Genomic DNA, 17,840 nt, shown 5'->3' on the forward strand with positions numbered 1-17,840 from the left:
CTCAAACGCAGCAAAAACGCACTACGGAGGTTTCTAGCTACATGAGGATCGATTCACGAAAACCGAAAGCCGCCGCCCTTTCCGCCGCTCTGACCGTGGCACTTTTGGCGGGCGCCGGTGCAACCGATGCCCACGCGGCAATACTATCCGATACGGTTGGACCTACGCCGTCCGAGGCGACGCTGGTGCAGCCCGTTGACTATCGCGGCGATGGTTATGGTTCCATGCAGGAGTGGAACGCCTCGATGGAGGCCAAGCGCGATTCCCTTGAGATGCGCGCTCAGATCATTATGAATATGTATGGCGACTATGCTACCGATGACGAGCGTGCTGTGCTGCAGGGTTGCATCGACGGTGCGGGTAGCCTGTTGACGATGGGGGAGGTCGACGCCAAGTCGACCGAGCTCGATGAGCTGCGCGCTGCGCTTGAGGATGCCAAGCGCGAAGCGCTCGAGGCTGCCGCCGAGGCGGAGGCTGCCGAGGCCGCCCAGGCTTCGTACTACAACGCCGGTTACACTCCGTCTTACGCGTCTGCCGCGTCCTACGCGAACGGATCGGGCCTGACGCGCTCTGCGGGTGTCAATAACTACAACGGGCGCCGCGAGACCTATTACAGCAGCAATGTGCTTTATCACTATCGCACGGGCGAATGGACTCAGGATTCTGAGGGCTTCTGGCGCGATTCCGACGGCTATTACGTTGTTGCCGCGGGCGATATGGCCCAGGGCTCGACCTTTACGGGCTCCAAGGGTGATTGCAAGGTCTATGACTCCGGCTGCGCTGCCGGAACCACCGATTACTACACCGGTTGGTGATTTTTCTGCATCACGGATATTTGGCGGACGGGCGTCTTTACCGAGCTTTAGGGCAACGTAAGGACGTCCGTTCTATGTATGCGTTTGAGTTAACAGAGCCCTTACCGTGGCGGTACGCTGGGCGTATGGATGCGGGGCACACTGGTTCTTGAGAAATAAGGTCTTTCTCTTGGAGGAAGTGGTCTTGTGAATGCTCGAGATATTGCCGTTGCCGCCGTCGCGTTGATGCTTGGCTGCCTTGGTCCCACGGCCGCGCTCGTCGCGGGCATGCAGGGGACATGCGGGGCTGCTCCTATCGTGGTCGGCGCGCTGATCGCGGCCACGCTGCTGGGAAGCGCAGGCGTGGTTCTTTGCCGCGACGATGAGGACGAGGTGCCGGGGTCGCAACGCTAACTGTTGTGAGATCGGCCGCCGGTCATAGACGAAGATGAAGGCCGCCGCAGGGGAAAGGTTCCCTTGCGGCGGTTTTGCTGTTAAGGCTGTTGAATGCGGCGCGTCGGCGCTACCAGCTTTTCTCGATATCGCGGATGCGCCGATAGAGCCACTCGTTTTGCGGTGCCTGGATATCGTGTTTGGCTGCGAGGCGGCAGATGGTGCCCGCGAACTCATCAACCTCGGTTTTGCGCCTTGCGATGCGGTCTTGAGCCATCGAGGGCATACCGGCGGGGTCGATTCCCTCGATGAGGTGCACCATTTGCGTCAGGTCTGCCTCGGTCAGTTCAACGCCCTCGGCGTTGGCGACCGCAAGCGTTTCGCGCATGGCGGAAACAAAGCAGCGGCGCTGCTCGGAGCCCGGCTCCGTGGCGCTTCCGTAGGTCCCGCCGTAGGCCATGCAGGTCTGGTTGATGCCGTCGTTGAGCATGAGTTTGGCCCACATGCGGTGGGCGATGTCGTCCTCGACGGTATGGGCGATGCCGCAGCGCGTATAGAGCTCGTCGATTGCGGTGATGGTTGCGGGGTTCGTGCCGGCCGCCGCGCCAAAGCGGATTTCGCCCGCATTGGTAAAGGTGAGCGCGCCGTTGAGAAACACGGCGTCCATGCCCTGGCAGATACCAAGAACGGTATGCTCCCAGCCAAAGCGTTCGGCAATCTTTTGCTCGCTCGTAATGCCGTTGCACAGCGAGGCGATGAGCGTGTTGGGTCCCACGACGCGCTCCATAGTCTTGAGTGCTTGGTCGAGACCGGTGGTCTTGACTGTCAGGATGACCAGATCGGCGGGCGTCGCCTCGCTGGCACGGACGGACGTGAGATCGCAGGGCTTGCCGTTGACGGTGAGCGCGTCGTTCGCGTGACGCTCAAAACGGGTGTCATCCATAACGTATTCGACGGCGTCATTGCCGAGGGCCTTGGCAATCATGCTGCCGTAGAGCAGGCCGACGCCGCCCTTGCCGATAAAGGCGACCTTGTTGATCTGCATGTGAATCATCTCCCCATGTAAAAGGCGCCCGCGTAAGGGGCGCCTGATGGATTGTATGCTGCCAGGGTGATTGGTGGGTGCGCGGGGCGGCTGTTATGAAAAAGAAACTATTGCGCTGTGCGCTTATGCCGCGGGGCAGACCGCAAAGACGCGGGCGGGGTATCCGACGCCATCGCGGACCTTGGGGAAGGTGCAGAAGATGACGGCGCCTGTGGCGGGAAGCTCGTCCAGATGGTCCATGACTTCGATCTGATGGCGGTCGACCGAGAGGATGTATTGCTCGCCGGGGTAGGGGTAGGCGTCCTCGCACGTGGTGATGCCCGGCTCCTTTCATCGGGCTTTTTGCTGATGTTAAAGCGGTGCCGTGACGGCTCGATTTCTGCTGCGTTACGATACGTTCTCAATTGCGATTCCGATGTGTTTCGATGGCGTGACGGGTTTGTTTCGCCTTGTCAGGGCTTCGATGGGAGGGGAGGGGCCGTGCAATACCGCGTTGACCCTAAAAGTGGTAACCGAATATCCGCTCTGGGTCTGGGCTGCATGAGGTTTCCCGGTGCGCCGGGACGTCCGGATGCGAAGACAGCCGATGCCATCATTTCCCGTGCGGTGGAGCAGGGGATTAACTACCTGGACACGGCCTATCTCTATCCCGGCAACGAGGCGTGCGTGGGTGCGTCGCTTGAGCGCCTGGGCTTGCGCGACCAGGTTTTGCTCGCAACCAAGCTGCCGCATGCTTCGTGCAAATGCGCGGAGGATTTCGACCGGTTCTTCGACGAGCAACTGCGCCGCCTACGGACTGACCATATCGACTATTACCTCATGCACAACATTACCTCGCCCGCCCAGTGGGAACGTGTGGTGGCGTTGGGCATCGAGGACTGGATCGCGCAGCAAAAGGCTGCAGGGCGTATTCGTCAGATAGGCTTTTCGTACCACGGCAGCGCGGCGGACTTCCTTACGATGCTCGATGCGTATGAGTGGGACTTTTGCCAGATCCAGTACAACTACGCTGGAGAACGATATCAGGCGGGAACGGCGGGGCTCATGGCCGCCGCCGAGCGAGGTCTCGCGGTGTTTGTGATGGAGCCGCTTTTGGGCGGACGCTTGGCAGGCAAATTGCCTCCGCGGGCGCGCGCTGTTCTCGATGGTGCATGCGATCGGCATTTGCATACGCCTGCCGCTTGGGGGCTCTCGTGGGTGTGGAATCATCCCCAGGTGACCATGTTGCTTTCGGGTATGACCGATACCGCGCAGGTGGACGAGAATTCGTCACTGGCAGACCTCGCGTTGCCGAATTCGATGACGGCCAACCAGCTCGACACGATTGCGCGCGTGTTGATGGAGTTTGAGAAATCGAACCGTGTGCCCTGCACGGGATGCGGCTATTGCATGCCGTGCCCTAAAGGCATCAATATCCCTGGATGTTTTGCCGCCTACAACGCAAGCTATGCGCACAGCTGGTTTACGGGGCTGTCTCAATACTTTACGGCGAGCGCGGTGCGCACAAGCGAGCCCAAGTTGGTGAGCAATTGCGTCAAGTGCGGTAAATGCGCACGTCACTGCCCGCAGCACATCGATATTCCCGAGCGTCTCGATGACGTGCGCCGACGTTTCCAGCCTGGCCCCGTAACGGCTGTGCTTAAAGCCTTCCGCACAACGCGCTCCTCATGATCCTTTTATATCTTGTGATGGAATAGTTCCTGTTTACGGCAGAATAGGGCAACAGCAGGAACTATTTCGCCGCAACTAATGGGAGACTATCGTGGGTGACCGAGGTTTACGTAATGATTCGCGTGAGGTTCGTTGGGGCATTTTGGGCGCCGGGCACATTTCTCATCGATTTGCATCGTCGCTCAAGAAGGTCGACGGGGCACGGCTGGTGGCTGCGGCCGGCCGCACTCCTGCACATGTCGAGGAATTTTGCCGAGTGTTTTCGATCGATGCTGCGCATGGCCATGTCTCGGTCGACGATAACGGCAATGCGGCTTATGACGCGCTGATTGCCGACCCCGATGTCGACGCAATCTACTTGGCTCTTCCGCATGGCATGCATACGCGTTGGGCCTGTCGCGCGCTGCGCGCCGGAAAGGCCGTGCTGTGCGAAAAGCCGGCCGTTTTGAGCGAGGAAGAGGCTCTCTCGATTGCCTCCACCTCTCGTGAGCGCGGCGTGCTGTTTATGGAGGCGATGAAGAATCGGTTTTGCCCGATGCGCACTCGCGTGAAGGACTTGCTTGCGTCGGGTGAGCTTGGCCGTATTGTCTCGATTGAAAGCGTGCAAAAGCTCGATTACGGCGAGCCTCCTTCGGGCTATCTGCTTGATCCGTTGCAGGGCGGCTGTCTATATGACATGGGCTGTTATGCGGTCGGTTGGTTTGAGGATTTGCTCGCGGGCGCGTGCGAGGTTTCGTCCCGTGAAGTTCGCTGGCGTGACGTATCGGGCGGCCGCGTCGATTGGGCCGACGAGATCCATATGAGCGTCGGCGGTATACCCATTCATATGGTGTGCGACGGCAAAGCAACATATGAAAGCCGCTTAACGATTGCCTGTGAGCGGGGTTCGTTGGAAATCGAGCGTCTCCATCGCCCCGAGCTCGCCCATGTGAAGTACTCCGACGGGCGAACGCTCGAAATAAATGCCCCGTTTGAGGTCGATGATTTCTACGGCGAAATCCAGCATGCGACGCAGCTCATTCAGGCGGGGAAACTCGAAAGCCCCATCATGTCCCTAGCCGCCACGCAGCGCTGCGCGCACATCATCGATGCAATCCGTCTAGCCCTCTAGGACTTGGCGCTGACGCGTAGGGGATCATGACGCCGGCGCCCGTGGTGCCTGGCGGCCCACATCTCTGATGCCCCTTTTATAACTTGCGGTGGAATACGGTCTGTTTGCGCCAAAATAAGGCACCAATAGACCGTATTTCACCGCAACTGATGAGGGGGAGTTGGAGATGCTGACGATCGGGTGCCATCTTTCGACGACGAAGGGCTATCGGGCGATGGGGGAGACGGCGTTGTCCATTGGCGCCAATACCTTTGCGTTCTTTACGCGCAACCCGCGCGGTGGCAAGGCAAAAGACCTTGACATGGATGACGTGGCGGCCCTGCGCGAGCTTATGGAGCAAAACGACTTTGGCCCGCTCGTGGCTCATGCCCCGTATACCTATAACCCCTGCTCCGCTAAGGAGCGGGCGCGCGAGTTTGCCCTGGAGGCCATGGCCGAGGATCTGCAGCGCATGGAAGCGCTGCCCGGCAACTACTACAATTTTCATCCCGGTGCGCATGTGGGACAGGGGGCAGACGTCGGCATTCAGATGATTGTCGACACGCTGTGCCAGGTGATGTTTGAGGGACAGCAGACGACGGTATTGCTTGAGACCATGGCAGGCAAGGGCACCGAGGTGGGCCGTAGCTTTGAAGAACTGGCGTGCATTATCGAGGGCGTTGCCGCCAAGTGCCCAGAGCTGTCCGATAAGCTGGGCGTTTGTTTGGACACCTGCCATGTGAGCGATGCCGGCTACGACATCATCCATGATCTGGACGGCGTACTCGACGAGTTCGACCGCGTGGTGGGTATCGATCGCTTGCATGCCGTACACATCAACGATTCGAAGAACCCTTGTGGCGCCCATAAAGATCGTCACGAGTGCATCGGCAAGGGATACCTTGGCAGCGAGGAATTTGGTGGCGGTATGCAGGTTATGCAGAATATTGTATCGAATGGCCGTTTGTGTTCGCTGCCGTTTATTTTGGAGACTCCGAACGAACTTGCAGGTTATGCAGCTGAAATTAGATTATTAAGGTCATTGCAGCAGTAATGACTGTCACAAAGTAGAGTATTCCATTCACGTTATGGGTTTGTTTCAATCAGTTTTCTCATTGCAGATTCGTAATTCCAGGTGCATAATAGCCAACAGTTTTTGCAGGCCTCTGAATCAAACGAGGTCACCGGAAGGAGACTGATTATGAAGCTCAAGAAGCTTGGCGCATTTGCCGCCACGGGTGCCATGGCGCTCGCCCTCGCACTGACGGGCTGCGGCTCGTCCAACGCCACCTCTGGTTCTGATGCCGGTTCCAGCAGCTCTGACGACGCTAAGGTCGAGAAGGTCGACGGCTCCAAGGAGTACGCGCTCGTCAAGGATGGTACGCTGACCGTCGGCACCTCTGCCGAGTACGCTCCGTTTGAGTACAAGGATGACAACGGCGATTATCAGGGCTTTGACCTTGAGCTCATCAAGGCCATCGGCGACAAGCTGGGCCTGGATGTCGAGTATGTCAACAATGACTTTGACACGCTGGTTCCGGGCGTCGCTTCGGGCGCCAAGTATGACGTTTCCATCGCGGCTATCACCGACACGCCCGAGCGTGAGAAGGAAGTCACTTTCTCTGATTCCTACTACATGGACGATCAGGCTATCGTGACCAAGGTCGATAACACCGACATCACGGCCGACAACTACAGCGAGAAGCTCAACAACGCTGACGCTACCATCATCGTCCAGTCTGGCTCGACCGCCGAGGCCTTTGCCCAGGAGAACTTCCCCAAGGCCAAGATCGTCCCCTACAAGGACGCTACCGAGTGCTTCAGCGCCCTGCAGTCCGATAAGGGCGACGCCGTAGTCACCAACCGCTCCGTTGCCAGCCAGCTGACCGCCGAGCAGTTCAACACCTGCCAGACCATCAAGCAGATCAGCACCGGCGAGGAGTACGCCATCGCCATCAACCAGGGCAACACCAAGCTCAAGGACGACATCAACCAGGCCATCAAGGACCTGACTGATGACGGTACCGTTGACGCCCTCATGGCTAAGTACAACATCAAGTAAAATAGCTACTTGATTGCGCGCGGGCCCTTTCCGTTTTGGCGGAGAGGGCCTTTGCGCTTCTCTTGACGGAGAGCTTTTCCGTCTCGTTTTGCCGGCAACTTCTACGATAGGAGCCACCTTGTCTCGACTGAACAAAGGGGCCGCGGAGCAGCGTTTTCCACTGCCCTCGATGCTCCAAAAGCTGGCCTGTGCCCTGGCTGTGGCGCTCGCCCTGGTATGCGCGGGGGCCTGCGTGCCCACGACCGCCCAGGCGCTTGAGACCGCAAAGATTACCGCCCGACCCAATACCGGTTCGGGTAGCGATGTGGTCGGCGGCACCGAGACGCGCATCACTTGGGAAGTTCAGGCCGATGCCGACGAGGAGCTGAGCGGTCTTTCGCTGACGTTTGTCGACGGCACGACGTTTGGTACCGATGACACGCGATTGACGATGCTCTCGGGCGAGGACCTCATGGATCGTACGCCCATGAAACCTACGTGCAAGGCTGACGGCCAGACGCTCAAGATTGACTTTGGTGAGACGGCGCCTGCCGGCGGCTATTTCCGCGTCGAGGTTTACGGCGTGACCTTCCCCGTCGAGGGCGGCGATGAGGCCTTTAGCGGCACCTATACGCTCGCCGACGGTTCGACCAAGAAGATCTCCAAGATTCCGTCGGTGGAGATCAAGGGCGTGACGGCCTTCGATAACTTCCTGGCCGACCTTAAGGGGCAGCCGTGGGTCGAGGCGTGGAACTCCAATATGTTCCTGCGCCTGTTCTTAAACCCGGTCATTTTGGTCCAAAGCCTGCCGATCGTCTTTAAGGGCTTCCTCATGTCGCTCTCGATCGTGCTCGTGGCGTTTCCGCTGGCAATCCCCTTTGGCTTTGCCCTGTCGCTCATGCGCATCTCCAAGTCGCGCATCCTGCGTTGCCTTGCCGGCATCTATGTGAATATCATTCGCGGTACGCCGGCGTTCCTGCAGATCTATATCGCGTTCTTCGGTCTGCCGTTGGCCGGCGTCAAGGTGGACGACTATGTCTTGGGCGTCATCGTCATGGCCATGAACTCGTCTGCGTACCTGTGCGAGATCTTCCGTGCCGGTATTCAATCGATCCCCAAGGGCCAAAACGAGGCTGCTCGCTCGCTGGGCATGAACGCCTTCCAGACGCTGCTCTACGTTATGATTCCGCAGACGTTCCGCAATGTTCTGCCTACGTTGACCAGCGAGTTCATCCTGCTTTACAAGGATACGTCGCTGCTCGCGGCCGTGGGCGTGGTCGAGATCGTCATGAACGCCCGCACCATCGTGGCCACGACGGGCTCCATTACACCGTACGTGGTTGCCGCCCTGTTCTATCTGGTCATCACCCTGCCGCTTGCGCGCTTGGTGAGCGGTCTTGAGGCGAGGCTTTTGGGCACGGTCGAGACCAAGAAGAAGCGTCCCGCCAAGAGCGCCGGACAGGTTGTCGCGACGCCCGCCGATCACATCGCCGGTCTGTAAGGAGGTCCTATCATGAGCGAAACCAATAACTCGAACGAGGTCGTCGTCAGCATCAAGAACCTCCAGAAGGCCTTTGGCGACAACGTGGTCCTGCGCGATATCGATCTGGATGTGCATAAGGGCGAGGTCGTCGTAGTTCTGGGTCCTTCGGGCTCGGGCAAGTCGACGATGCTTCGCTGCATCAACCGTCTGGAGCATCCCACGAGTGGCTCGATTGTCGTTGAGGGCGTGGACGTGTGCGCCAAGGGTGTCGACCTTAACAAGGTGCGCACGCATCTGGGTATGGTGTTCCAGCAGTTCAATTTGTTCCCGCACCTGTCGGTCAAAAAGAACGTCATGCTCGCGCAGCAGAAGGTGCTCAAGCGCAGCAAGGAAGAGGCCGAGAAGATCGCCGTCGAGGAGCTGACCAAGGTCGGTCTGGCCGAGCGCATCGATTTTATGCCGAGTCAGCTTTCGGGCGGCCAGCAGCAGCGCGTGGCCATCGCCCGCGCCCTGTCGATGAACCCTCACGTTATGCTCTTTGACGAGGCCACGTCGGCGCTTGACCCCGAGCTTGTCCGCGACGTTCTGGGTGTCATGCGCGACCTGGCACGCGATGGCATGACCATGATCGTCGTGACGCACGAGATGGGCTTTGCCCGCGACGTCGCCGACCGCGTCGTCTTTATGGACGGTGGCGTTATCGTGGAAGAGGGCACGCCGAGCGAGGTCTTCGACCATCCCAAGAGCGAACGCACCAAGGCGTTTTTGGGCAATATCTCGTAGCCGGTTGATGTAACTGCCGTTACTAAAGAGCGGGGGCTGGACTTGAATCCAGCCCCCGCTCTTTTGTAGGGATGAGGATGCGCTTTGATGCAGGCTCTTTTGGAGGCCCTGGGTTCGTTACGCGAGCTCGGCTCCGAGGGCCTTGCAAGCGGTCTCGCCCTCATCATCGGGCGCATCGTAGCAAATGACGGAATCGACGACATTGACGCCCGCCTCGTCGGCGTCCGCCTTCCAGTTGTCCATCCATTCGCCCTCGGCCCACGAATAAGAGCCAAAGAGGACGACCTTCTTGTCGCCGAGGGTCTCCTTGACCTCATCCCACATGGGCTGGAACTCATCGTATTCAAGCTCCTCGGAACCCATGGCGGGGCAGCCGAAGGCAATGGCGTCATAGCCGGCGGCCTTGTCTGCGGAGAAGTCGGCGCAGGAGATGACCTCTGCCTCGGCGCCGGCACCGGTTGCACCCTCGGCAACGAAGTTTGCCATGGCCTCGGTGTTGCCTGTACCGCTCCAGTAGACGACGGCGATCTTGCTCATATGTTTTCCTTTCGGTTGTGCGGCGTGCGGCCGCGTCTTGTATGCTCTATCGGGTTGCCTGGACAAGTTGTCCCAGGGTGCAGCCCTGTTGATAGATGTAGGTAAGGTATTGCGTGCATGCGCGATAGGAATCGAAGGTCGTGAGCGCCTGCTCAACGTTTGTGTATACCTTCCATGCGCCAAAGACCTTATAGTTTTCGCCGTGCTGGACGATAAACTGATGGACATCTTCGTAGGGATAGCCTAAAAAATAGCCAATTTCGTGGGGGAACTCGCATATGCACCCCGTATCGCAGTGCCTATTTCGCGCGAGTGCGCAGACGCTGCCGTCATAGGCGCTTTCTGCGGCATTGCTGCTTGCCAGCGTGATGCGCGCGGCGAGATGCACCAGGGATGCGGGCAGGTTGTGGACATCGTAACCTTCGGCGGCTAGCGCCGTCGTGGCACGGGGGTCGGAGAGGTATCGCATGAGGTCCGCAGGGCGGTACACATAGATGAGCGCTCCGCAGGGGCGCCAGACCAAAACGCTCATATGGATTCCGAGTGGCTGGAGCTCGCGGTTGCATTGGGCTATGACGGCGAGCAGGCGAGAGCGTCGCTCTTCGATATGGGCGGCGCCGGGTTTTCCGTTTTGGTTGGCGTAAACGCCGGGATAGGTAAAGAGCGAAGCCGGCTTGATACCTGCGAGCGTAGGGGAGCAGTTGCGTACGACAGCCGTTTGGTATGTTGGGATGTCAATGGTTCGAGTCACGATGCTCCTTTCGGGTCCTCAGTTGTTAGCCTAGGAAAACTTATACACGAAAGTAAGCCATGGTCAACAAAAAAGTTTGAAGAGGGAAACTAATTGACCGAACGGACATGAATTTGGGTTAAGATGGTGACACCCCATGGGGGTATCTAGATAGCGTTACTTGAAAGGGGAACGCATGAGTGACTTGCTCAACCCTGCGAATCTCATCGTGCTGGCCGTCATTGCCGTCGGCATGTTTTTTGGACTGCGTCGTATTGCCGCTTCGACACACGGGAAGAGTTGCTGCAGCGATGGCGCGAGCGGCAAGAAGGCCAAAAAGGTTGTTGTGGTGGATACCGATGCGTCACACTATCCCTATAGCGATGAGCTGCTCATCGGCGGCATGAGCTGTGACGGCTGCGCTCAGAACGTAGCCAATGCCCTCAATGCGCTGGATGGCGTGTGGGCAACGGTGACGTATGCGGACCACACGGCACGCGTGCGCTCGAAGCACCCGGTTGATCGTGGTGTCCTCGAGACGGCCGTGAAAGACGCGGGCTACTACGTCATGACGCTGTAAGCGCCGCCCTGGATGCGCTCCCTTGGCTAGGCTCGTCCGCGCAGTTCGATGTCTTGGATGTCGTCGAAGTCGATGGCGATGTCTCGGAGCTTGAGGAGCTTGAAGGCGGGGAGCGCCTCGTCGAGGATACCGGTGCGGCTGCGATAGCCGTATGTATCGTAATAAGTGATACGAACCAAGTCGCCACGTTTGAGGCCCTCGAGCTTTTTAGAAAGCTCGAGGGCTTTTTCTTCCGTGAGCTCACATTTTGGCTCGACGGTGATTTCCTGCTTGCGCACGAGTTCATAGTATCCCGTGAGGGCGGCAAAGGGCATAAACTGTGCGGCGCGGTTGGCACGCACGGCACCGTTGGCAGTGAGGTTGGGGTCGGCGACGCGGCGTCTGCCCTCGGGGTCCGCCAGGCGCTCGAAGGCGGTCGGCGGGCGCACGGGCTGTTGTTTGGGCCTAGGCACGGTGTCCTCCAACTTGGCCGTTGCGTTCGCGCGCGGTAGCGCCGGCGGTAAAGCTTAATCCCTTGACGAGCGCGTTCTTGCCGTACTTGCCTTTCACGGCCAGGACGGCGCGCGCCAGGTCGCGCTCGCGCTCATCGGCCTCGATATCGCTGAACAGATCGATGGTGGCAAATTCCTCGGGCATGAGGTTGCCAAAGCCCAGGTTGATGCGCTTGACCGGTCGTTTGGGATCGACAGTCTGCGCCCAGAGCTCATCAAAATAGCCCATGATCTTCTTAAACGAATTGGTACGCTCGGGCAGCTTTCGCGAGGCGTTAGAGTGCGCAAAGAGTGCGGCATAGCCACCACGCGGTTTGCCGCCATGCTCTCCCACAAAGATGCCGTCGATTGCCTGCGCTTCGCGCACTAGGCGGCGCCGTTCGTCATCGCGTTGGACGGGCCTGGGCGCACGGGGCGCGAGCTCGGGGCCGGCGGTTGCGGTGGGTTCGATACTCGATGTGCTCGAGCGCAGGTGCCCGCATCCGTCCACATACTGCGCTGTACCGCTGGCGTCGAGGCGGCGTATGTCGGCGCGCTCGCTCGCGTAGCCCACAAAGAGCGAGATGCTGTCGCAGACCACGTGCTTATCGACCAAGTCTAAAACGGCGTTGTCGACCATCTCGCGCAAGACGGTATAGGCCTGTTCGTAGGCATAACCCTTCGAGAGCACCTGTCCTGTGGTGGTCGAAGTTGCCTGCGGGCGATAGGCTTGGATATCGGCGATGGTTGTCGGCTCGCGTCCGAAGGCGTGATCGATAAGATATTCGGCATTGACGCCGAGCTCGTCGTAGAGCAGGTTTTCGTCAAGGGCGGCGACGCCCATCAGGTCGTAGACGCCATACTTTTCGAGTCGGGCTGCCACGCCGGGGCCGATGCCCCAGATGTCGGTGATGGGGTGATGGGGCCAGATCTCCTTGCGAAAGGTCTCGTCGTCGAGTATGCCGATGCGGCTGGGTACGTGCTTGGCGGTAATGTCGAGCGCTACCTTGGCCTGGAATAGGTTGGGGCCGATTCCGACCGTTGCCGTGATGCCGGTGCGCGCCAGGACCTCGTCGCGCAACATGCAGGCGAAGCCTTCCGCATCGGTGTGATAGAGGTCCAGATAGGGCGTCACGTCGATAAAGCACTCATCGATGGAGTAGACGTGCACGTCCTGGGGGCTGACGTATTCCAGATAGATGCCGTAGATTTGCGCCGACACCTCCATATAGTGCTGCATGCGCGGTACGGCCGTGATGTAGTCGATACCATCGGGAATCTCGAATAGGCGGCAGCGATTGTGAATCCCTAAGTCCTTCATGGCCTGCGTGATGGCGAGGCAGATGGTCGTGCGCCCGCGCGATTCGTCGGCAACGACCAGGTTGGTGGTGAGCGGATCGAGCCCACGGTCGACGCACTCGACGCTGGCATAAAACGTCTTGAGGTCGATGCAGATATAGGTGTGCTGCTCGTGCGCCATCCGTGTCCTTTCATCAAACACATGTTCTTATCGAATACCTGTTCGATAATACCCGCTCGTCCGGACATCGTCAAAACCTGTCAAAAAGGGACTGGTTTGTTTTGGTAGGTATGGTCGTGCGGTTGGATTGGGTTTTAACGCAGCTCTAAAGAGTGCGAAACAGCTCGGAAAACCTCGCTTCGTAGCATGGGCCTAACGATTGATACCGCCTATACGCACGGAAGGGTTGTGGAAAAGATGGTCAATTATGGGTTTGGTATGCCGACGCGCCTTGTTGCGGATGGAGACGTGGCTCGCTGGTGCGGACGATTGGTCGCTCACTACGGAGGCACCAAGGCGCTGGTTGTGCTGGGCGGTGACAAGCATACGCGCGACGAGCTTGTCTCGGCGGCACTTGGCTCGCTTGATCGAGCCCTACTCGAGCGTGTGCTTTTCCGCTGCGGCTCGTTTGAGGGCGACGGGGGAGACGAGCTGATCGACGAGGCCGTGGCTCTGGCGACCGACGAAGGCGTGGACTTTGTCCTGGCGATCGTCGATGCCGATACTGCCGGCTTTGCGCGCGAACTCGCGCGTCGCATGGCGGCGCTCGATGCCGGCGAAGACGGCTTTGTGCCTTATGGATGCATTGTCTCGGAGGGCAAGGTGCCTGCTGTCGTGGGCACCGGCGAGGTTCCCGTTTTTGCCATTATCGCGCCCGAACTGCTGGAGGGCATCGGGTCTCCTCTGCGTGAGTTGCTCGGTAGCGTCTGCGCCGCGGCCTAATATTTGCCATAAAAGGACGGGTTATTTTTGGTTGGTAAAGCGTTTGACCTGCCAAAATAAGCCTGTCCCTTTTTGGTCGGTTGCCGTTTGGGGGCCGATTGGCAACGCTCGCTGATTGTAGTCTTGACCTGCGCTAGAATAGTGCCATCTGAATGTCCGGGTGCATGGAGGCGTGCGCCCGTATGCTGAGGAGGACTCTATGGCAACTGTTGCCGCACCTATCGATGCTACGTCGACTGCCGCTTGGAAGGCACTCGAGGCTCATCAGGAGAAGCTCGAGGCCGATGGTATCGACCTCAAGGCCTGGTTCGCCGCCGATGCCGAGCGCGTGAACAAGCTGAGCTTTGACGCCGGTGACCTGCACTTCGACCTGTCCAAGAACCTGGTGACCGATGAGACCGTCAAGCTGCTGTGCGATCTTGCCCGCGAGGTGAAGCTCGAGGAGCGCCGCGACGCCATGTTCTCCGGTGAGCACATCAACACCACCGAGGACCGCGCCGTCCTGCACACCGCACTGCGCCGCCCGGCAACCGAGAAGGGCCAGCTCATCGTCGACGGCCAGGATGTCGTCGCCGACGTGCACGAGGTTCTCGACCGCATGTACGCCTTTGCCGAGCGCGTGCGCTCCGGTGAGTGGAAGGGCGTTACCGGCAAGAAGATCGAGCACCTGGTGTCCATCGGCATCGGTGGCTCCGATCTGGGCCCGGTCATGGCTTACGAGGCCCTGCGTCCCTATGCCGACGCCGGTATCGACTGCCGCTATATCTCCAACATCGACCCCAACGACCAGGCCGAGAAGCTCAAGGGCTTGGATCCCGAGACCACGCTCGTGATCATCGTCTCCAAGACCTTCACCACGCTCGAGACCCTCACCAACGCCCGCGAGGTCAAGACCTGGATGCTTGAACAGCTCAAGGCTCAGGGCGCCATCGACGGCTCCGATGAGCAGAACGCCGAGGCCGTGGCAAAGCACTTCGTCGCCGTTTCCACCGCACTCGAGAAGGTCGAGGCCTTCGGCATCGACCCTGCCAACGCCTTCGGTTTCTGGAACTGGGTTGGCGGCCGCTATTCTGTTGACTCCGCCGTGGGCCTGTCGCTGATCGTCGTGCTCGGCCCCGAGCGCTTCCAGCAGTTCCTCGAGGGCTTCCACGCCATCGACGAGTACTTCTGCAACACCCCGCTCGAGAACAACGCCGTCGCGCTGATGGGCCTGCTCAACGTCTGGTACGTCAACTTCTTCGGTTCCAAGAGCCACGCCGTGCTGCCGTACTGCCAGTACCTGCACCGCTTCCCGGCCTACCTGCAGCAGCTCACCATGGAGTCCAACGGCAAGCATGTCCGTTGGGACGGCAGCGCCGTGACCTCCGACACCGGTGAGATCTTCTGGGGCGAGCCCGGCACCAACGGCCAGCATGCCTTCTACCAGCTGCTGCACCAGGGCACCGTGGTGGTCCCGGCCGACTTTATCGCTTTCGCCAACACTGCCAACCCCGCAACCGATAGCGGCCAGGATGTCCACGAGCTGTTCCTGGGCAACTTCCTGGCCCAGACCAAGGCGCTCGCCTTTGGTAAGACGGCCGACGAGGTCCGCGCCGAGGGCACGCCCGAGCAGATCGTCCCCGCCCGCTGCTTTGAGGGCAACCGTCCGACGACCTCGATCTTCGGCGACACGCTGACCCCGTTCGCGCTCGGCGAGCTCATCGCCCTGTACGAGCACATTACGTTTGTCGAGGGCACGGTCTGGGGTATCGACTCCTACGATCAGTGGGGCGTCGAGCTGGGCAAGCAGCTTGCCAAGCAGATCACCCCTGCCTTCCACGACGACGCCGCCAAGGCCGAGCAGGACGCTTCGACCCAGGCGCTCATCGAGTTCTACCGCGCTCACCGCAAGTAGTTTTTACGGCTGACTTGGCTTATGCCGAAAGGGGCCCGTATCCGTTGGGATGCGGGCCCCTTTGCTTTGCCGTGGCCCCGGGGCGCACGGCCCTTAAGGATCTTCGCCGGGGCGCCGCGCGCTGCGAGAACCCTGCGCCTAGATCTCGGCCTCCGCATGGCCTCGCTGCGCCTCGGGCAGCTCCCCGTAGAGCGGATGGTCTTCGAGCCTAAAGCGCTCGACCTGTTCGGGAGTGCGACCGCGCACAAAGAGCCACGAGCGATCAATCGGCGTCGCCATGAGCGTGCTGGGCAGTGCGTCGGCGCGGTCGGAAAACACCCGGGCACTCTCGGGATCCTGGAACGCCAGCACCAGATGCGTGTCGCAGTTGCCCATGATGGAGCGTGCGCGTGCCTCGCCATAGAGCGCATCGAGCTGGTTGGTCGACTGCAGCAGCAGCGTTGCCCAGATGTTGCGGCTTCGGATAATCGAGAGCACGTTGTCGATCTGGGGGATCTGCAGATTTGCGAAGTCATCGAGCATAAAGCGCACGGGCACGGGCAGGCTGCCGTCGGGCTGCCTATCGGCCTCACGAATGAGGCCCATAAACGCCTGCGAAATAAAGAGGCCGGTCAGCGGATCGAGATTGCGGTCAATATCGCTCACGGTTACAAACAGGGCGCAGGGGGTGTGTCCCATGGAAGCGAAGTCCACCTGATGGCACTCACGATAGAGCTGTGCCGCACCGTCGAATCCCAGACACATGACCTTTTCGGCAAGGATGCCGACGATGCTCGCGTGCATGCGCTCGGCATTTTGCGTAATGGCGTAGCGTCGCCATAGCGAGAGGGCATAGCTTTGGGGGTCGGTCGTGATCAGGTCGTCAAACAATCGACCCGTGGCACCGTCCTGCAGGTGCTCGATCAGCTTGATGACCGAGCTGATCGTCTGCTCGTCGGCAGGTAGCTGTTCGGTGACGTAGGCGATAAGACACGACAGCAGGTTTGCCGCCGCATGATCCCAAAAAGGCTGGTTGTTGTCCTCGATGGGGCAGATGGCCTTTGCCACCGAGAGGATGTCCTGCTGGTTGGGCCTGCCGTCCGCCTTGCGGCGAATGTGCCTCAGGGGGTTGTAGCCGCAGCGCTCGATGCCGGGCGCAAGGGCCGGGACGGTGTTGAGGTCGGCGAAGTTGAGACATTGCACGCGGTAACCGTGGGCTGCCAGCACGGGTCCCACTTCGCGACAGAGCGTGCCTTTGGTGTCGAGCACGATGTAGCTTGCGTTCATTTGCAGCAGGTTGGGCTTGAGGACGTTTCGGGTCTTGCCGGCTCCCGAGGGGCCGATCACAAGTGCGTTGTTGTTGAGTCCCGTTTGGCGGGTGTCGCAGGAAAGCGTTCGATCCTTGGCGAGGATGGTGGACGATGCGGACTTAGATGCGGCGAGGCGGCTGGCGAGGTTAGACATGGGCGACCTCCTTGGTGGCCGAGAGGATTTCGTGGGCAAAGCCGAGCTCGACGGCGCGCTCGGCCGAAAGGTAGGTGTCTTTTGCAGTGAGGGACTGGATGCGCTTGGGCGTGAGGCCGCTGCGGTCCGAGAGGATTTGCGTGAGGGTCTTGCGGGTCTGCATGAGACGCCGGCTGGTTTCCTGCAACGCAAGTGCCGAGCCGCCTGCCCCCTGGGGGATCAGCGGGTCGTGAATCATGAGCTCTGCATGGGGCGCCATACGGCGATCGTCGCCGCCCATAAAGATCACGGCGCCCATGGACGCGGCGAATTCCAGGCAGACGGTGCGGATGGGGCACGATGCGAGGCGCATGGCGTCATAGATCGCAAGGCCCGATCGCACGCTTCCGCCGGCGCTGGCGACAAATATGGTGATGGGGCGGCTGGGGTCGGTGGCATCGAGCAGGCGGATCTGCTGGCATAGGTCGTGGGCCATCGGGGTTTCGATGTTTCCCATGACGGAGAGCTCGCGACGGGCGAGCATCTCATCGTAAATGCTGGTGAGCGTGATGCCTCGGGCGGATTCACGCATGGTGAGGGGGCTGATGATGGGGGAATGATTGGTGTCCATGAGGACTCCTTTCTGTTGGTTGTGTTGTGGAATA

At 59.9% G+C, this 17,840-nt stretch carries 18 protein-coding genes; 11 read left to right on the top strand and 7 right to left on the bottom strand.

Features of this window, described 5'->3' with window-relative positions; translation table 11 throughout:
- Window positions 1–41 precede the first annotated feature (41 nt).
- A complete protein-coding gene (locus ACKUTP_RS09260; RefSeq protein ID WP_409064177.1) occupies window positions 42–815 on the top strand; it encodes a hypothetical protein in 774 nt (257 codons plus the stop codon).
- A 186-nt stretch (window positions 816–1,001) separates the two neighbouring features.
- Window positions 1,002–1,208, top strand: a complete 207-nt coding sequence (locus ACKUTP_RS09265) for a hypothetical protein (RefSeq protein WP_238022794.1) — start codon at window positions 1,002–1,004, stop codon at window positions 1,206–1,208.
- 109 nt (window positions 1,209–1,317) lie between these two features.
- On the opposite strand, the gene ACKUTP_RS09270 is transcribed toward ACKUTP_RS09265, so the two are convergent.
- A complete protein-coding gene (locus tag ACKUTP_RS09270; RefSeq protein ID WP_226790585.1) occupies window positions 1,318–2,232 on the bottom strand; it encodes a ketopantoate reductase family protein in 915 nt (304 codons plus the stop codon).
- Between the two features lie 480 nt (window positions 2,233–2,712).
- Here ACKUTP_RS09270 and ACKUTP_RS09275 point away from each other — a divergent pair, with 480 nt between their 5' ends.
- The 6 genes from ACKUTP_RS09275 to ACKUTP_RS09300 all read left to right on the top strand — a co-directional run bounded on the left by ACKUTP_RS09275 (window position 2,713) and on the right by ACKUTP_RS09300 (window position 9,300).
- Window positions 2,713–3,903 carry an aldo/keto reductase gene (locus ACKUTP_RS09275; RefSeq protein ID WP_409064178.1) on the top strand — a complete coding sequence of 397 codons (1,191 nt, stop codon included), beginning with the start codon at window positions 2,713–2,715 and terminating at the stop codon, window positions 3,901–3,903.
- 91 nt (window positions 3,904–3,994) lie between these two features.
- Window positions 3,995–5,014 carry a Gfo/Idh/MocA family protein gene (locus ACKUTP_RS09280; RefSeq protein ID WP_409064179.1) on the top strand — a complete coding sequence of 340 codons (1,020 nt, stop codon included), beginning with the start codon at window positions 3,995–3,997 and terminating at the stop codon, window positions 5,012–5,014.
- 166 nt (window positions 5,015–5,180) lie between these two features.
- Window positions 5,181–6,047: a deoxyribonuclease IV gene (locus tag ACKUTP_RS09285; protein WP_117848784.1), complete on the top strand. Its 867-nt coding sequence runs from the start codon at window positions 5,181–5,183 to the stop codon at window positions 6,045–6,047.
- A 147-nt stretch (window positions 6,048–6,194) separates the two neighbouring features.
- Window positions 6,195–7,055, top strand: a complete 861-nt coding sequence (locus ACKUTP_RS09290; RefSeq protein WP_099431468.1) for an ABC transporter substrate-binding protein — start codon at window positions 6,195–6,197, stop codon at window positions 7,053–7,055.
- 118 nt (window positions 7,056–7,173) lie between these two features.
- The gene (locus ACKUTP_RS09295; RefSeq protein ID WP_409064180.1) at window positions 7,174–8,535 is read left to right on the top strand and encodes an ABC transporter permease subunit; all 1,362 of its coding nucleotides are present in this window, start codon (window positions 7,174–7,176) and stop codon (window positions 8,533–8,535) included.
- 12 nt (window positions 8,536–8,547) lie between these two features.
- Window positions 8,548–9,300 carry an amino acid ABC transporter ATP-binding protein gene (locus tag ACKUTP_RS09300; protein WP_055251428.1) on the top strand — a complete coding sequence of 251 codons (753 nt, stop codon included), beginning with the start codon at window positions 8,548–8,550 and terminating at the stop codon, window positions 9,298–9,300.
- A gap of 117 nt (window positions 9,301–9,417) precedes the next feature.
- Here ACKUTP_RS09300 and ACKUTP_RS09305 read toward each other — a convergent pair whose 3' ends face one another.
- Both ACKUTP_RS09305 and ACKUTP_RS09310 read right to left on the bottom strand, forming a co-directional pair.
- Window positions 9,418–9,837 (bottom strand): flavodoxin, encoded by a 420-nt coding sequence (locus ACKUTP_RS09305; RefSeq protein WP_409064181.1) that lies wholly within the window; start codon window positions 9,835–9,837, stop codon window positions 9,418–9,420.
- A 46-nt stretch (window positions 9,838–9,883) separates the two neighbouring features.
- Window positions 9,884–10,588, bottom strand: a complete 705-nt coding sequence (locus ACKUTP_RS09310) for a DUF3793 family protein (RefSeq protein WP_161144863.1) — start codon at window positions 10,586–10,588, stop codon at window positions 9,884–9,886.
- Between the two features lie 175 nt (window positions 10,589–10,763).
- Here ACKUTP_RS09310 and ACKUTP_RS09315 point away from each other — a divergent pair, with 175 nt between their 5' ends.
- Window positions 10,764–11,147 (top strand): heavy-metal-associated domain-containing protein, encoded by a 384-nt coding sequence (locus ACKUTP_RS09315; protein ID WP_409064182.1) that lies wholly within the window; start codon window positions 10,764–10,766, stop codon window positions 11,145–11,147.
- Window positions 11,148–11,173: 26 nt separating this feature from the next.
- Here the strand turns inward: ACKUTP_RS09315 and ACKUTP_RS09320 are convergent, their stop codons facing one another.
- Together ACKUTP_RS09320 and ACKUTP_RS09325 are read right to left on the bottom strand one after the other, a co-directional pair.
- The gene (locus ACKUTP_RS09320; protein WP_409064183.1) at window positions 11,174–11,599 is read right to left on the bottom strand and encodes a hypothetical protein; all 426 of its coding nucleotides are present in this window, start codon (window positions 11,597–11,599) and stop codon (window positions 11,174–11,176) included.
- Entirely contained in the window at window positions 11,592–13,097 is a 1,506-nt protein-coding gene (locus tag ACKUTP_RS09325; RefSeq protein WP_409064184.1) for a DNA repair protein, read from the bottom strand. Before ACKUTP_RS09325 ends, ACKUTP_RS09320 begins: the two co-directional genes overlap by 8 nt.
- A 237-nt stretch (window positions 13,098–13,334) precedes the next feature.
- On the opposite strand from ACKUTP_RS09325, the gene ACKUTP_RS09330 reads away from it, so the two are divergent.
- Together ACKUTP_RS09330 and pgi are read left to right on the top strand one after the other, a co-directional pair.
- On the top strand, window positions 13,335–13,859 hold the full coding sequence (locus ACKUTP_RS09330) for an iron-containing alcohol dehydrogenase (protein WP_409064233.1): 525 nt from the start codon (window positions 13,335–13,337) through the stop codon (window positions 13,857–13,859).
- Window positions 13,860–14,058: 199 nt separating this feature from the next.
- Window positions 14,059–15,753, top strand: coding sequence for a glucose-6-phosphate isomerase (gene pgi / locus ACKUTP_RS09335; RefSeq protein ID WP_409064185.1), 1,695 nt, complete (start codon window positions 14,059–14,061; stop codon window positions 15,751–15,753).
- A gap of 138 nt (window positions 15,754–15,891) precedes the next feature.
- Here the strand turns inward: pgi and ACKUTP_RS09340 are convergent, their stop codons facing one another.
- Window positions 15,892–17,196 (bottom strand): VirD4-like conjugal transfer protein, CD1115 family, encoded by a 1,305-nt coding sequence (locus tag ACKUTP_RS09340; protein WP_148332751.1) that lies wholly within the window; start codon window positions 17,194–17,196, stop codon window positions 15,892–15,894.
- The gene (locus ACKUTP_RS09345) at window positions 17,189–17,806 is read right to left on the bottom strand and encodes an ATP-dependent Clp protease proteolytic subunit (RefSeq protein ID WP_409064186.1); all 618 of its coding nucleotides are present in this window, start codon (window positions 17,804–17,806) and stop codon (window positions 17,189–17,191) included. Before ACKUTP_RS09345 ends, ACKUTP_RS09340 begins: the two co-directional genes overlap by 8 nt.
- Window positions 17,807–17,840 lie beyond the last annotated feature (34 nt).

The organism is Collinsella sp. wc0529 (assembly GCF_046116875.1).
Taxonomy (GTDB): Bacteria; Actinomycetota; Coriobacteriia; order Coriobacteriales; family Coriobacteriaceae; genus Collinsella.

Coding starts and splice junctions, on each gene's coding strand:
- pgi (WP_409064185.1), top strand. CDS start 14,059: ATGGCAACTGTTGCCGCACCTATCGATGCTACGTCGACTGCCGCTTGG.
- ACKUTP_RS09260 (WP_409064177.1), top strand. CDS start 42: ATGAGGATCGATTCACGAAAACCGAAAGCCGCCGCCCTTTCCGCCGCT.
- ACKUTP_RS09345 (WP_409064186.1), bottom strand. CDS start 17,806: ATGGACACCAATCATTCCCCCATCATCAGCCCCCTCACCATGCGTGAA.
- ACKUTP_RS09285 (WP_117848784.1), top strand. CDS start 5,181: ATGCTGACGATCGGGTGCCATCTTTCGACGACGAAGGGCTATCGGGCG.
- ACKUTP_RS09315 (WP_409064182.1), top strand. CDS start 10,764: ATGAGTGACTTGCTCAACCCTGCGAATCTCATCGTGCTGGCCGTCATT.
- ACKUTP_RS09325 (WP_409064184.1), bottom strand. CDS start 13,097: ATGGCGCACGAGCAGCACACCTATATCTGCATCGACCTCAAGACGTTT.
- ACKUTP_RS09340 (WP_148332751.1), bottom strand. CDS start 17,196: ATGTCTAACCTCGCCAGCCGCCTCGCCGCATCTAAGTCCGCATCGTCC.
- ACKUTP_RS09290 (WP_099431468.1), top strand. CDS start 6,195: ATGAAGCTCAAGAAGCTTGGCGCATTTGCCGCCACGGGTGCCATGGCG.
- ACKUTP_RS09330 (WP_409064233.1), top strand. CDS start 13,335: ATGGTCAATTATGGGTTTGGTATGCCGACGCGCCTTGTTGCGGATGGA.
- ACKUTP_RS09300 (WP_055251428.1), top strand. CDS start 8,548: ATGAGCGAAACCAATAACTCGAACGAGGTCGTCGTCAGCATCAAGAAC.
- ACKUTP_RS09305 (WP_409064181.1), bottom strand. CDS start 9,837: ATGAGCAAGATCGCCGTCGTCTACTGGAGCGGTACAGGCAACACCGAG.
- ACKUTP_RS09270 (WP_226790585.1), bottom strand. CDS start 2,232: ATGCAGATCAACAAGGTCGCCTTTATCGGCAAGGGCGGCGTCGGCCTG.